The following is a 14,476-nucleotide window of genomic DNA, read 5'->3' on the forward strand; positions in this document are numbered from 1 at the left end:
GCAGCGAACCGGTTCACTGCATCCTCATGGACAATCCCATTCTAACGAATGCCATGTTAATCTAATGTTAAGGCCTCTGGAAAAATCATATAAAATGTAGTGCCTTTAGCGCCTCTGTTCTCTACCCAGCACAGCCCGTCGCAGAGCTCGCACACATGTCGTACCAGACTAAGCCCGATCCCGTAGCCGTCTTTCTTGAGTTTGCCGACCCGATACTGGTAATCGAACAGCTTTTCCTGCTCCACTTCGTCAATGCCCTCTCCTCCATCGGAGACAGCTATAATCACACTGCCTTTCCTGTTGCTTACCGACACCAGGATTTCACTGTTCCCGCCATACTTCACTGCATTGGACACCAGATTGGTGACAGCACGATTTATCCAGAGCTCCCGCCCGATCACCGTATTGTTGGCATCGTCATCAAAATCAAAATGGATGTTCGGGTGAAGCCTTCGGTATTCGTCGCACACATCCGCGCATACAAGGGCGGTATCGACGATGTCCATGGTCGTATTCTCTTTGGAAGCACTCAATGTCAAAATATCGTCCAGGCTGTCCGTCACCTTGTCCACCTCTTCCGTCAGCTCTCCATGGTCTGAAAGCTGCAATTTGGCTCGGAGCAAGGACAGGATGTTTTTCTGTTCATGAGTCACGTAAGCACTAAGGCGGACGTAATCCAGGGTGTACGCCTCGAATTTACTCTTAATCTCCTGATAAGCCTTAACAATGGCAGGGTGCTGCTCCATGATGATATGCTCCTCATCCATACTGCTTAATTGCTTCGCTAGGAGTAGGGCCTGTTTCTCATGCTGAGCTTTCAAAATTTTGGACAATACCCAGGTCCCTGTCACCAGAATGCCTACAAGACATAGAACCAAGATCGGGATATGCTGAAGCAGCGCTCCAACATAATAATCCTCCAGGTTTCTTTTGTTAATAACGGAAGGTTTTAGATCGAGGAAGGACATGCCGCCAAAACTCCCGTTTTGAATGAGCGTTGTCACCTTGTTCATGTTAAACATAAAAAAATATTTAGGGAGGTTGGTCTCCGGGGCGGATATGGAACGAATGAAAAAAATGAAAGCAAGAATCAGGCAGGCTGTCACCGCCAGGGAGTAATACAGAAGAATTCGGCTGACTTTCATCGATGTTGACCGCATAACTGGTACCCGTTCCCTTTCATCGTGATCAGCAGCCCCTGTCCACCTTGCAGCGTTAGTTTCTTGCGCAAATTCGCAATATGCACCCTTAGCACCGACGAGAACGGGTCAAAAAACTCATCGTACACATGCTCCGCAATATCCTCGCTGGATACGATATCCGGGCTTCGGCTTGCCAGATACTCCAATATATCAAATTCCTTGGCGGATAATGCGATTTCCATTCCATCTATGTAAGCCTTCCTTGTACGGGGACAGACTCGAATTCGGCCGATATCAATCTCATTCTTCGTTCGCCCATAATAGCGGCGGATGACGGCTTGAATCCGGGCTTCAAGCTCGACAAAATCAAAAGGTTTGATGATATAATCATCGGCACCCGTGTTTAATCCTAGTGCTCTCTGAACGACTTCATCCCGTGCCGTAACAATCACGATGGGCGTGTCGATATGCTGTTCCCGTAGAAAGGAGAGGATCTCCATCCCGTCTTTGTCAGGCAAATTCAAATCAAGCAAAATAGCATCATACCGGTTGGCAAACCCTTTATCTTCGCCTTCGATTCCTTGGTTCGCGACATCGACATGAAAGCCGCTTTTTTCTAGTCCGGTTTTCATAACATGGGATAATTCACGATCATCTTCGATTATTAGCAGACGCATCTCTTCTACCACCTCCCCACCATTATACGGCTGCCAATGTTAAATCTACGTTAAGAGGACCTTAAGAGAAACTATATTGATAGGATTTGAAAAGACCCTGGAGCAGCAGTGCTCCAGGGTCTTCGGAATGGCTATTACTTTCATGAGTCCAGTTGTTACACTCCCCTTATTGCCTAAATCATTATCATTAGGACTCTGCGATTATAGTCATAAGCACAGTAATCAACAGGGTCAACAATAAAAATGAAACGGAAAAAATGTGATACCCCGATTTCTTTCGAAGGCAGATCAACCCGATCAAAACGGCAATTAGGGGCAAACCGAGTAAAAAGTGCATGATGTATTTCAAAGTAATGCCGCCAGCCAGATGGTTCATGTAGATTATAATTCCGATAGGCAGCCAGATCACTGCAAGCAAGAGTCCATAGGATATGGGGACTAACGCCCTTCCAATAAATTTGCCCATTATGCTGATCAATCTCCTCTTTGAATCTCAGAATCCTTAACCATGATTCGCCTGACTTATGGACCCTTAAGGACCCTTATGGACCCTTAATGATGTGCTTCACACGGTTAATGAACTCCCCTGCAAGCTCCACTCGTGCGCAAGCGAAATTCATATCCATATGGCCTGCAACACCTTTAGGATTTTATATCACTCTTCCAGCGAGCTTCCAGAGCTCCTCATACTGAAAGCAAAACCCGGCCTAAGATATTTCCTATCTAAGTCGGGTCATGTGGTGTTTGCGTATCTTTTTCTAACGAGATTAAATCCTAACTCCCTCTACCCGATAGTGATCCATCGCCTCTCTCATCGCTTCATCCGTTTCAATCGAGGCACTAATCTGAAACGGTGTTTGTTCGACCAGCTTACCGTCCTCATACGTGCATCGGTGATCATAGCAATTCGGATCTTCCAAGATAAGTTCGAGCGAACCCGGTATATTAGCTGCAATTCCAACATTCGCATCGTCCGTTATCCATTTAACGGGTTTCCAATCCAATATGCCTTCAGCTGTCGTGATCGGAGTATGGTAGATGTAATCCTCAGGCACCTCTGCTAGATATAAATACATACCACCCGTAATAGAACCGTTGACGGACCAAGTCACTACGCCTTTAAAGGTTAGTCTGTATTCTTGTATACGTGTCTCTTCCTCCAGTTCACGTAACATGGAGTCTCGCGGGGTTTCGTTCGCCTCCAGCTTGCCTCCTACACCATTCCAGCACCCCATCCAGGGCGGGGATTTACGATTCAATAATAAAACCTCATCACCGCGCCGCACAAAACAAATATTGTATTTGATCATCCGAAATGAATCCCCTTCCTCATCGGTTGCTCTTATGTTAAGCTTCGGATCTTCTCTTCGATTGGCTTCTGCTCATCTTCATCCCACACAATGGATATTTCAAAGGTCCCTAGACATTTCATTTTTCCTCCGTCCTGCAGCTGTAAGCTTGCGTTAGACATAACGCCCTCTCTTATATAGGAATATAGCTGCTACTCCCTAGAATACAAGAGTGCTCCGCCAGACCCCAGAATAACGAAATGTTGACCAGAGTGCGAAAAACCACTTTTTATTTTTCCATCCAGCCGGTTCAAATCGATCATCGAGGCGTTTTTGAGATAGTCATAGTTAGGGACAAACACCTGATCCAATACGACGGAAGCCCTTGGCCACCAAGGGTGAATAACTTCCAGCATCCAGCCATCGTTCGTCATGTGAATCCCGTCTCCAGACTCAAATCCAAATATCGCAATATCCTGTCCGCTCTGCGGAATACGAAAACTCAAGTAGTTCTCGCTAATATGATCTTCGGTTACTTCAGAATCCCGCTCTCTGTGAATCAAGGTTCCTGACTTGGCCTGCGTAATACTGTATCCATTGCTGCTGATCAGAACCAGGTTCTCATCGGCATCCCATCCGCACGCAATACACCCAGCAGCTGGAATGATAACCTCGTGACGCCAAGGATGTGGTGGTTTCGTAGGTTCTTTGGCTTGTGCCTGGTGCAGCAAATCGATCTCAAACTTCGTTCTGATTTCTTTTTTAGAATGTTTAAAAGGGTTCATATCATACTCCCACATGGATCTGAATTAAGGCGAATACGCTCCCAGATTCCTTCTCTGCTGGTTTAGCAAGGCTAACCTCACTCAATAAAAAATAATATCATTGTTTAGGATGATGATTTATCTCTTGTATTCTAGTGTTAAGCTCATCCAATGAACGCTGCATGCGCTCCATCCTTCTCAGTGCAGAATACTGATTGCTGATTATCCCGGCCAAGCCAACTATCAAAACGATAATAATCAAACTGATCATATGTAGAATGCATCCTTTCCGTTCTTAGATTGATCTCTAAAAATACTTGTTACCAGGTAACATCGAAGCGTGCACCCATTCTTCAAAACTACTAAACATCACGGTCTTCGGCCATTCCGCCGACTCTTCATGTTTCCAGGTTAAATGCACCTGCGCATACGTCCCCTGCTCATCTAATAAAGAAAATAAAAAATCATCCCGATCGCATCTTCTTGCTACGGTCTTCACTTGAACTCCGAACAGAATATGGTTCCTCGAGATTTCCTTATATAATTCTTCCGCGAATCTTTCCGAGGTCTCGGCTTCCCATGGCTTCAAGTAGATGAAGCCTTCAGGTATCGTTGTCATAGCAGCACCTCCGTTCGTATATCCTTCAATGTAATGATTCCTAATGTTGAATAATAACTTTATTTTCAATTCTCCGGTCCTTCCTGCATGGAAATGAGTATCTGAATGAGAAGCCTTTACCGATTATCCGCCAAATGAAATACGATACCCGTCCACATCTTCAATCGTAAACTCACTAAAATGATCATTCAAATCCGGTCCCTTTACAATGGAGATCCCCTTTACAGTGAACTCTTCAAGCAATGCCCGAACGTCGGTATAACAAAAAGCATCAAAATACAGCCCTCCCTGAACAGATGAATAGGGTTTAACATCACTGGGATTCACGGCTTGATGCAGAATAAACGTCACCTGATCTCTGGTCATATGAACATGCTGAACTTCGGGACCGCCTACTAGTTCATATTGAAAGCCCAAATTCTTATAGAAATGAATCGATTGGTCAATATTTTTAACAAGTAATACCATGGTTGGACCGGACAAAAAGACTCTCCCCATTTTTCATCCTCCTCTTAATTTCTCCTATATAAAACGCGAGCAGCAAATAGGATTGCACGGGCTTCCGTCATTGGACTTTCACTCCTCGCCCATATTCATTAACACGTATACCCTTTATAACCGCAAACACTCGTAAAATGTTTCATTAAACTTGGTCTGATCTTCACTATAATTCTCCGTATATTTGTTCAGCATCCGAACCCCTTGCGCCACTCTTAAAATGATGCTGTCCAGAATACCATTCCGTTACGGCATGACCATCTTGAATGATGAACAAAGCGGAGGCAGAAGCACCATACTTCTCCTGAGAGGCTTGAGTATATGAAATTAGTTTCTGGAACGGATCACTCATAAAAAGTCCCCTTCTAACGACAAAACCCGCCCTATAGATCTTGCTCTGCTTAGGTCGGGTCAAGTGTGTCTTATTATTTTATTTCGTTGCATAGATCGATAACCACTGAGGAAGCGCTGCAAGCGGGTTCAATTGCCAGTTCTCTATCCCTCTATTTCTCTATAAATGCTCAGCGCTTTCTCCATCTTGTCTGTGTATGCCGTGGACTGGCTAGAATTTAATAGCTTTACATCCTGACTCCCGCTGGAGCTGAGCAGATCATGGTCACTTAATACCTGAATGAGTCTGTTCACGGTTCCTTTACTGCCATCTATAATGCGAATGTGATCCGGCAGCAGATCCGATAAGATTCTTTTGTAAAAAGGATAGTGGGTACAGCCCAAGACGATGGTTCCGTATTCATTCATATCAAAGGATTCGAATTGCTTCGTAAAGTATGCGTTCATGACCTTTTGATCGAAGTTCAATGCCTCACAGTGCTCTACCAGCTCCGGCAGAGGAAGGGAGTCCACGATATGCATGCTATCGACTCGTCGAACCAGATCTCTGTACTTCGATTCCTTTAAGGTCAGCGGCGTGGCAAGCACAAGGATTCGCTTCCCGCTGGAACGATTGATTTCGACGGCCGGCTTTACGGCCGGCTCCATCCCGATCACCGGGATCGGATAAACCTTCCTCAGATCGGAAATCGCCATGCTTGTTGCCGTGTTGCATGCAACGACGATGGCTTTGACTTCTTCCTTCATGATCGTTTCCATCGCATGATGGATGTAAGATTTCACGTCTTCCTTGGCTTTGGTACCATATGGCACATGGAGGGTGTCCGCATAAAACAAAAAGTCTTCATGCGGCAGCTCCTTCATAGCCGCCGATAACACGGTTAAACCGCCTAAACCTGAATCAAAAAAAGCTATTCTCATGTTTTTCACCTATCGTTGTATGTTTTTCTGTCAGCATCATTACGTTCATGTCCTTATACATTATACTCCACTACCCGAATCCTCGCAGGGCCATCTGTGCGAATTGAATCGTAAGTGGATCAGGTTCAAAATACAGAACGACCCAGCCTTATTGTAATCTCAGAGGCCGGGTCGCGTGCGTCGTTCCTATGCGATTCTGAGAAGAATACGTAATTTCCTTCGCGGACATGAAGAAATACGTGTTTTACTCAAAACATTTCAACAGTGCCAAGGCCTCTTCATGATCAGGCTCCAGAACAAGCGCCTCACGCGTGTATTCCAGAGCCTCCTCGTCGAGACCCAGCTCATAACAGCAGATCGCCAAGCAATATAAAACCGTTGGCACCGGCTCGTCTTCATCCGTTTCCACGGATTCCTTCAGGAAGAACCTCGCATCCTCGTACATATCCATCTCGAACAGCACCAGCCCCGCGTCCAATGCCAGATCATAACGCTGCTCCATTACATAGTACGATGACCACATCTTGTAGATGCCTGTTCGAATATCCAGCATTTCTTCGTCATTGGCATCCGGCAGCAAATTCGAGATACGCTTTGCACTCTGAATGAAGAACTCGGCGTCATACCCGCCCAATCGCCAAAACGACAATATTTGCTGCATGCCCATGCTCTCAATATTCCGGTCGATCCATTCCTTCATGCAGAAGAATTCATCAGGTCCGAAGCGTTCAATAAATTGGCGGTAAGCGATCCGAGTATTCGTATAACTCATCGGTCCTTCCAGCATGAGGATACAGCCGATGTTAATATTTTTATAATGCTGCGTGGGGAAAATCGCCTGTGCGCCCCTTTGCTCAAACACATGCTGCAGTGCATGATAATTAGCCGTTAAAGAGAAGCTGCCATGGTAAATTAATTGCGGCGGTTCGGCGAACTTCCAATTATCGATACGATGATCTCCTTTATCCGCAGTGAGAAGCATGAAACCTGACGTTGATAACTGATTCAGTCGCTCCAGGCAGGTCAAACCCACCTCCGGAAACAGGATGTGTGAATCCTCCAGCTCTTGCTGGTAATAGGCAATCACATCGCGGTACGGGTAGGTATCCTCCTCGTATCTGGGTGCGCGGCTGTGCTCGTATGCCAGTTTCATACGTTCCAGTGCTTCAGCCGGCTTGAGCTTGTCGTGCTGATCCGGAAATTCGATGACAACATCGCTCTCATAAATCTTGCCTTCTCCCACGTAGATCAATTCTTGCGGAATGCCGTCAAAAAAATAGTTAGCCACAACCAGCAGCGGCTGCTTCAGATCTCCAGGACGTATCGTTGTCTTCGATACCACCAGGTTCAATTCTGTATCATGCACGGCATCAAATCTCGCGAAGTCCAGCAGTCCCTGTTCAATATAGGATTGCATGGCAGGATGTTGATTCCATGCCGTAACATTTTTAATCGGCAGATCGGTCATGACATAGCGGAAAGGGGGCAGCGCTATACCCGCAAAATCTCTCAGCTCACACAGCTTGTGCAGGACATGATAACCGAGGCGCCCGGCTCCGGCTCCCAGTTCCAGAATCGTAACCGTTTCGGTTAGATCGCCTTGATCGGCGCGGTCCCGAAGGAATCCGAATATAATTTCGGCGTAAGCCGTTGCAATCATAGGGTTGCTCGTAATATACTGCGGAACCTGGTCATTATTCCAAGCCTTCATCCCCAGTTCTTCGTAGTAAGTCCGCTGTAATTCCCAGATGGGTGCTTCACTGAAACGGAAGCGTTGTTGAATATTGTCCGTCATTCTTTATAACCCTGCTCTCTATGTATCTTTAAAGTACAATCTGATGACGTGCATGCTGATGCACCTGTCAACCAAAAACGTCTATTGAATCGTACCATATAACTCGGTTCTACCCAAACCCTTCTGATAATAAAATCCGTGTTAAGCTTGGACTTGATGGTGGATTCGCTATTCTCAGGCGTATAGGCACCTTTCCTTCCACACCCTAATATAGTGTAGGAGAACAGAAGGGCGGGATGTGCATGGGTACGAGCATGGAACGAGAACAATGGGCCATTTTTCTGGCAGCGATCTGCGGACAGACCTATACACAATTCACCAATACGGACGGCTCATTTGTCCTTCCGCTAAATTATTCGCTTTATGACACTATTGAGGCGAACTCCTTAATCAGCGTGTCCGAGCGCTTTGGTTTTATTCTAGAATCACCGGACGAAATTATTATTGCCTTTCGGGGAACAAGTTCAACGACAAACTGGATCTCAGATGCCATCGCCTCCCAAAAAAACTTCAAATATATGAAGGACTCTTCTCTCACACACCGCGGTTTCACTAACATCTACGCCTCTGCTCGCGGCCAGGTGATGTCGGCGCTTAACCGACTTCCTACACACAAGACACTGTTCATTACAGGCCACAGCCTTGGAGGAGCACTCGCAACCTTATGCGCAGTCGATGTTGCCGTCAACACGGACCACCAATCCCCCTATGTGTTTACCTACGGGTCCCCTCGTGTGGGAGATCCCGATTTTGCCAAGGCCTTTGCTAAATATGTTCGAAGCAGCTCCCGTATTGCCAACCTGTTCGATGTCGTAACGCATGCTCCGCCTCATATCTACAAGATGCCGAAACGGGAGAAGAAGTACTATTACAGCCACGTGCATACCCAATGGCCTTTGACCTTCCAGAATGGGTCGGTGAGCGGAAACCACGTGATCGGAAGTTATTATACGGAGCTTGCCAAGCTCCAGCCGCAATTTGCCGAACGCTTAAGTTCGACGAATCCCGAATTCTGTCCAGTTACAGAATCACCATTAGAGAAGGTGTAAGCTTATTATTCAGATCATATAAAGAAAGCGGATTTCCCTGAGAAGGGAATCCGCTCTTTTTCTTATTTAACCAAGAATAGATTACACAGGATTAACATAGGGAACAAAATCTTCATTTCAGCCTCATTCGGTCTTCTGCCATAGTCCGCAATTTCGAAAGGCTCTGCATATTGTACGCTGGCTGCATAATCTTGGCCATATTGCTTCGCAAGCGAAGGGAGCATTTCGTCCGAGACGCTCAGGAACCGATCCCAATACTTCAGAATAAAATCCCGCTTCTCTTCCCAAGTATTCGGTACCGCTTCCAAGAAACCGCCCTGCCAAGGTGCAAACTCATAGAATTGGGAAGCATGGGCATCGCAGGCCAGCAATTTCTTCTCGATGACGGCTCCTGCATCGAACACCATATCCGGTTGATACGTCGCTCGTGCCGCGTAATCCGGCATCAGCAGGAATATCGGGGATTTCTTCAATGACGGCACTTCAGGGACGGCATTCGGCACATTCGCAACAAAATCGGCCGCATCCCGCACGACCTTCCCGACATGGCGGTTATCTACATGACCGGGACCGTCCGGATGGAACGTAATGACGATATCCGCCTCCCAGCCACGGATTTGACGGATCATCTCCTTGCGTACTTCGAGCGTGGGCATCAATTCGCCATCGGGAATGGGCAGAACGACGTATTCCAGCACCCCAAGCCGCTTTGCTGCCTCATGAGCTTCTTGAATCCGACGTTCGACCAGCTGCTGCCCGCTCATTTCATGATGACCACAGCATCCATCGGTTAGCGTTACGAACTTGACCCGATGACCCATCTCCGCGTAAGCTGCCGAGATCGCGCCTGCATAGATTTCAGGTTCATCCGGATGTGCAGCAATGACAATAAGATTGAGAATATGAGACATCTGCTGCTCCCTCCTTGTAATTTCTTGAATGAACGATCAATATACCAATTACTTCGTTCGTTTCATCAATGGATGATCTTCCTTCAACTCCAGCAAATCCCACAGATTGCCGTATAAATCCTTAAATACCGCCACCATGCCGTAATCCGCTTCTTTGGGCTCTCTTACAAATTCAATCCCCCGCGATACCATTTCACGATAATCTCTCCAGAAATCATCCGTATTCAAGAACAGGAACACTCTGCCGCCCGACTGGTTGCCTATAAATGGCTCTTGCTCTGGCTTGGACGCCTTCGCAAGCAATATCGTTGTGCCGACCGATCCCGGTGGTGCTACGACCACCCAGCGTTTATCTTGTTCAGGCTGGTATGTATCTTCAATCAAGGTGAAATTCAGCTTTTCGGTATAAAATGCGATGGCCTCATCATAGTCCTTCACGACTAACGCGATATGAACAATGGATTGTATCATGCTCTCTCCCCCTCTGATATGATTTTTCATTTCCGTTTCTTATTTATTTTCTAGTACAATCATCATGATGTTCCCGTCCAGAGCTGTACATCTTCCCATAAGACCGGATCCGAAAGGTCCGGATGCCTTGTATACATTCTACCGATTTTTCCATAGGGTTACATCAATAAAAACAGAAGCTATCTTTTTCTGAATTAACGGGTTCCATTAGGTTGCAGCGGCACAACTGAGTTGGCGGACTGAATTAATTCTTGCTTATCTAACTTAGGCTGTCCTTCATTAAGAAAATATACAAATCTATACGTTAAGCCGTTATTTCTCCACCATAATGATTGAGCATCATCATCTTCTTCATAATATCCTTGAATGCCATGTTCCAGAGCGTGGCTTGTCTTCCCTCTCGCAATGGATTGTTCACTGTATATCTGGTCAGTCTCATCATACGTAATGATTAAATTATAAAGCTGCTGTTTATCATTATTCCTATGATGGTATACCACTTCCTGAAATTTCCCTTGCTTGGTTTCATACGATTCCAAAGAGGCGGTTTCTTCTGCCACATCAATCGGGATGTATATTGGAATCTCCGGAATGAATTCCAGTTTGGATTCAATAAGCTCAACCGGCTGCTCCGTTACATGCACATAATTTGTAGTTGAACCTTCAGAGTTGGTCTTACATGATGTAATGACAATCAACACAATAGTTTTGCTACCTTCATGAACCCCTCCAGATCGAAATTGGCATTATCGAGTCATTAAACCGGCGCCAAGAGTTTTTCCCTACTCTACCTTCCAATCATGTGCTAATTTTATGAGTTCTTCTTTGGCTTCTATTTCACTGTCGCCTATAACTTCTCCTTCAATATAATAAGTTCTTATGAGTTCGAGCCTCTCGGGCTGATTCCGCTTTCTCCTCATTATCGTTCCTACATATTTCGCACTAGATGATCCTTTCTAATTCCGTCAGCTTCTTTATGATGTTATCGGGCTGTATATGATCCGGCTTCATTTTGTTCATGCGATTGATCCAAACGGCTCGTATTCCCAATGTTTGAGCCCCTATAACATCACTTGTTAATGAGTCCCCGACATGCAGTACCTCCGTATTCTTTAAATCATACCTTCGAAGTGCTTCTGCAAATATTTCCGACCTAGGTTTATATGATCTAACGTCTTCACTCGTAATCACGCCAGTAACCTTTAATTCGTGAAACTTTATGGCTGCCATTACATCTGATGTATCAATATTAGAAATGATATATAGGGGCAATTCACACGACTTAAAAAATGAGAGAGCATCTTCATAAATGCCTGGCCTTTGCCAATGCTCAAATTGCTCCTGTATGATCTCCTCTGCAATGCAATCCGCTTTGAAGTAGTCTATCGTCATGCTTAGGGACATCCTACCCAGATTTCTTTGAGTATCAAAGTTTTCCCCGTAGCTTTCTTGAAACATCTTCGAGAATGATGTCCACCAGTATTGCCCTATTTCCTGAGTAGTACATTTTTTACGAGAACTTTCTTTAATTTTCCGGCGTATTAAAGGAATGATCTCATCATCTTCATGAACTACAGTCCCATAAAAGTCGAGGAAAATCGCTTTGGTTGTCAGCATAGCAAGCCCTTTAACGCTCTCAGTCGCAATAAAATTTCAGCAACATGTCCTTTCATACATACGCTGATGAATAACCCTTCATTGAATCGGTCACCGCGAACATAACTGGTCATCAATTTTCTAAGGGTTACCAGATCGGCGCTGCTAATGCTGCTCCCAATATGATTATTTAAATCTCGATAAACCTCGTTCTCCGCTAACCATTCGCTCCAGTTAAATACCATGAGGAAGCCGACATCATCTAAGGCTTTACGAAAACTTCGGATTTCCTGGCTTTCGCATCGATATCCATTAACATCGTGGTAAAAAACGGACCTGGGATTTTGAAAATAATCGAGGTATGAGAGCAATCGCTCCACATCTGAAGCAGTTAAGTCTGAATCATACGGCATACCATCACCTCACTTCATTTTCTGCGAAAGTTTCTTATGGCACCTCGGATAAACGCCCTAATGACTGTTAACGCCCCCTTAAAGCCTTCCTAGCCTCGTATGTCATCATCTGACCCGCAATTACAGGTTGATTCATCCAGCGATAGTCAGCCGACTTCGTAATCTCTTCGTATCCCTGCTTCTCCAGCATGAGTTCAAACTCATGCATCCCATACCAGCTTAGAGGAAACCGCTGCAGCTCGGTCTGAACCAGATGGCCTTCCTTCCATTTTTCATATTTCAGAATCGAGACGATGCGCTGATCAAGCAGATTGCATTCCGTACGTCTTTCCTCCAGAACGATGACTTCGTTATCGGAAGTTTCCCAGCTTCTAGTCGAGGTGTGATTCGCGTCTAAATCCGTAGGAATATACAGATCCACGATCAATCTACCCCCAGGCGTCAAATGAGAAGCATAATGTTTCAGAGCCGAATCCGCCCGCTCGCGTCCCTCCACTAACTGAAAAGATCCTGCTGGAATGATAATGGCGTCGTAGTCATCCGCCAACGAAAAGTTATGCATCTCGTCTTCAAACAGCTTAGCCTCAAGGCTCAATTCCGCTAATCTTCTTCTGCAGGAATCCAGCATCGCAGCCGAATTATCCACGCCTTCGATGTTGATGCCTGCTTGGAGCAACGGGATTAATACCCTGCCCGATCCACATCCAACTTCCAGCACCTTGCCCTTAACGTCTTTTAGGCGCTCTACATAATATTCCACGTCGCCAAACGAGAAACCTAACGGTTTGCTCAGATCATACACCTCCGTACACAGCGCTCCGTACAAACTATACATTGGAATAACCTCACTTTTTTATAAATGTTTTTTATTTCCCATTAACTCAGCTGTTATGATCACTCACTACACTTCCCGCTTCTCTTCCGGCCGATAGAGGATTCTTTGGTAGTCCCAATCTTTAGAATCCATATCACGAGGCAGCGCGCCATCGAATGTCGTGAACAGCGTCCCATCCTGAAACCATTCGTTTAGCTCATCAAGATGGCTACGGATGTCCCGGGGCGGGTCGTGGACCAAGACTTGATCGTCCTGATACACATTCAAATAAACTAATTAGGTAGTATGTGGTTTCGTGTTTTTGTATTCCTCGAATGTGATCAGCACTTCACTCGCGTCGCTCTTTTGATCCTATGAATATCTATAGCTATGAGGTCATTCCTTATATCATACAAATGAGCAGTAGGAAGCTGTATACCAACGATATTTATAAACATTCTTTACATAAAACGACTTCCGATCATCCTTCTGTTGACCTGAGCATTCTCAATCTATTTTACATCCTCATTTCCGTTTGGTAAAAATAGCAAAAGGACTCCCCCGGCTCATGAGATCATGACACAGGAAGTCCCCTATGTGTGGTTTCGTTTAAGCTACACTCTTAAAAAAGCAATATAATCCGTTATGATTCCTTTGTGTCCCAAATGCCGAAGCATGGTCGTGATATTGCCTCTATGGTAGGTTCCATGATTTACGACCTGCTGGAGAATCTCCGAAATCGAATTCTGAAATGCCTCACCCGCAGTATTGTGATAAGTCACAACCTTCCCCATATCGCCAACCGACGCTAAATATTCATGGTGCTCGGTTTGGAGCTGGCTCATGTATTGACGAACTGCTTCCATATTCGCGAATGGTCTCGCGGCAAGCGACGGAGGACTTTCCTCCTTGATCCGGGCAAACCAAACTTCCTCCGCAGCTGCAAGGTGACCGAAAACTTCGGCGATGGATTTGAAGCCCAGGTTCACTTCCTGGAGAAACACGCCTTCCGGCAAGGATTGCAAATGATTCCATACTCTTTCGTTCGCCCACATGTGATAGTCGTACAATTGAAGAAAAGGTTTGTTCATTCTGCTCTCTCCTTACTTGATTGCTATATCGGTAAGCCTGAGTTTACGATGCTAGCACCTGACACCTGACTAGGA

The 14,476-nt window shown here is 45.6% G+C and carries 19 protein-coding genes; 1 reads left to right on the forward strand and 18 read right to left on the reverse strand.

Features of this window, described 5'->3' with window-relative positions:
* Positions 1–56: 56 nt before the first annotated feature.
* The 10 genes from PAEVO_RS15625 to PAEVO_RS15675 all read right to left on the reverse strand — a co-directional run bounded on the left by PAEVO_RS15625 (position 57) and on the right by PAEVO_RS15675 (position 8,056).
* Positions 57–1,145: a sensor histidine kinase gene (locus PAEVO_RS15625; RefSeq protein WP_165789672.1), complete on the reverse strand. Its 1,089-nt coding sequence runs from the start codon at positions 1,143–1,145 to the stop codon at positions 57–59.
* Positions 1,142–1,819 carry a response regulator transcription factor gene (locus tag PAEVO_RS15630; protein ID WP_100538368.1) on the reverse strand — a complete coding sequence of 226 codons (678 nt, stop codon included), beginning with the start codon at positions 1,817–1,819 and terminating at the stop codon, positions 1,142–1,144. The genes PAEVO_RS15625 and PAEVO_RS15630 overlap by 4 nt, the downstream gene beginning before the upstream one ends.
* A 767-nt stretch (positions 1,820–2,586) precedes the next feature.
* Positions 2,587–3,129, reverse strand: coding sequence for an NUDIX hydrolase (locus tag PAEVO_RS15640; protein ID WP_100538370.1), 543 nt, complete (start codon positions 3,127–3,129; stop codon positions 2,587–2,589).
* Between the two features lie 32 nt (positions 3,130–3,161).
* Positions 3,162–3,290 (reverse strand): hypothetical protein, encoded by a 129-nt coding sequence (locus PAEVO_RS34660; RefSeq protein ID WP_279300455.1) that lies wholly within the window; start codon positions 3,288–3,290, stop codon positions 3,162–3,164.
* Between the two features lie 30 nt (positions 3,291–3,320).
* A complete protein-coding gene (locus tag PAEVO_RS15650) occupies positions 3,321–3,893 on the reverse strand; it encodes a hypothetical protein (protein ID WP_100539474.1) in 573 nt (190 codons plus the stop codon).
* Between the two features lie 286 nt (positions 3,894–4,179).
* A complete protein-coding gene (locus tag PAEVO_RS15655) occupies positions 4,180–4,491 on the reverse strand; it encodes a hypothetical protein (RefSeq protein ID WP_133120330.1) in 312 nt (103 codons plus the stop codon).
* A gap of 123 nt (positions 4,492–4,614) precedes the next feature.
* Positions 4,615–4,989: a VOC family protein gene (locus tag PAEVO_RS15660; RefSeq protein WP_100538372.1), complete on the reverse strand. Its 375-nt coding sequence runs from the start codon at positions 4,987–4,989 to the stop codon at positions 4,615–4,617.
* Between the two features lie 166 nt (positions 4,990–5,155).
* On the reverse strand, positions 5,156–5,341 hold the full coding sequence (locus tag PAEVO_RS15665) for a hypothetical protein (RefSeq protein WP_100538373.1): 186 nt from the start codon (positions 5,339–5,341) through the stop codon (positions 5,156–5,158).
* A 143-nt stretch (positions 5,342–5,484) separates the two neighbouring features.
* A complete protein-coding gene (gene murI, locus PAEVO_RS15670) occupies positions 5,485–6,261 on the reverse strand; it encodes a glutamate racemase (RefSeq protein WP_100538374.1) in 777 nt (258 codons plus the stop codon).
* Between the two features lie 244 nt (positions 6,262–6,505).
* A complete protein-coding gene (locus tag PAEVO_RS15675) occupies positions 6,506–8,056 on the reverse strand; it encodes a tetratricopeptide repeat protein (protein ID WP_100538375.1) in 1,551 nt (516 codons plus the stop codon).
* A 242-nt stretch (positions 8,057–8,298) separates the two neighbouring features.
* Here PAEVO_RS15675 and PAEVO_RS15680 point away from each other — a divergent pair, with 242 nt between their 5' ends.
* The gene (locus tag PAEVO_RS15680; RefSeq protein WP_100538376.1) at positions 8,299–9,105 is read left to right on the forward strand and encodes a lipase family protein; all 807 of its coding nucleotides are present in this window, start codon (positions 8,299–8,301) and stop codon (positions 9,103–9,105) included.
* 62 nt (positions 9,106–9,167) lie between these two features.
* Here PAEVO_RS15680 and PAEVO_RS15685 read toward each other — a convergent pair whose 3' ends face one another.
* From PAEVO_RS15685 to PAEVO_RS15715, 8 genes are all read right to left on the reverse strand, one after another.
* Positions 9,168–10,016 (reverse strand): PIG-L deacetylase family protein, encoded by an 849-nt coding sequence (locus PAEVO_RS15685; protein ID WP_100538377.1) that lies wholly within the window; start codon positions 10,014–10,016, stop codon positions 9,168–9,170.
* A 48-nt stretch (positions 10,017–10,064) separates the two neighbouring features.
* On the reverse strand, positions 10,065–10,487 hold the full coding sequence (locus tag PAEVO_RS15690) for a VOC family protein (RefSeq protein WP_071219842.1): 423 nt from the start codon (positions 10,485–10,487) through the stop codon (positions 10,065–10,067).
* 194 nt (positions 10,488–10,681) lie between these two features.
* Positions 10,682–11,188, reverse strand: a complete 507-nt coding sequence (locus PAEVO_RS15695) for a hypothetical protein (protein WP_100538378.1) — start codon at positions 11,186–11,188, stop codon at positions 10,682–10,684.
* Positions 11,189–11,429: 241 nt separating this feature from the next.
* The gene (locus tag PAEVO_RS15700; RefSeq protein WP_243390793.1) at positions 11,430–12,104 is read right to left on the reverse strand and encodes an HAD family hydrolase; all 675 of its coding nucleotides are present in this window, start codon (positions 12,102–12,104) and stop codon (positions 11,430–11,432) included.
* A complete protein-coding gene (locus tag PAEVO_RS15705) occupies positions 12,098–12,496 on the reverse strand; it encodes a DUF6508 domain-containing protein (RefSeq protein ID WP_100538379.1) in 399 nt (132 codons plus the stop codon). The genes PAEVO_RS15700 and PAEVO_RS15705 overlap by 7 nt, the downstream gene beginning before the upstream one ends.
* A 67-nt stretch (positions 12,497–12,563) precedes the next feature.
* Positions 12,564–13,331 carry a class I SAM-dependent methyltransferase gene (locus PAEVO_RS15710; RefSeq protein WP_100538380.1) on the reverse strand — a complete coding sequence of 256 codons (768 nt, stop codon included), beginning with the start codon at positions 13,329–13,331 and terminating at the stop codon, positions 12,564–12,566.
* 66 nt (positions 13,332–13,397) lie between these two features.
* Entirely contained in the window at positions 13,398–13,571 is a 174-nt protein-coding gene (locus PAEVO_RS33855; RefSeq protein ID WP_165789594.1) for a hypothetical protein, read from the reverse strand.
* 353 nt (positions 13,572–13,924) lie between these two features.
* The gene (locus PAEVO_RS15715; RefSeq protein ID WP_100538381.1) at positions 13,925–14,401 is read right to left on the reverse strand and encodes a DinB family protein; all 477 of its coding nucleotides are present in this window, start codon (positions 14,399–14,401) and stop codon (positions 13,925–13,927) included.
* Positions 14,402–14,476 lie beyond the last annotated feature (75 nt).

The organism is Paenibacillus sp. GM2FR (assembly GCF_002803325.1).
GTDB lineage: Bacteria > Bacillota > Bacilli > Paenibacillales > Paenibacillaceae > Paenibacillus_AQ > Paenibacillus_AQ lautus.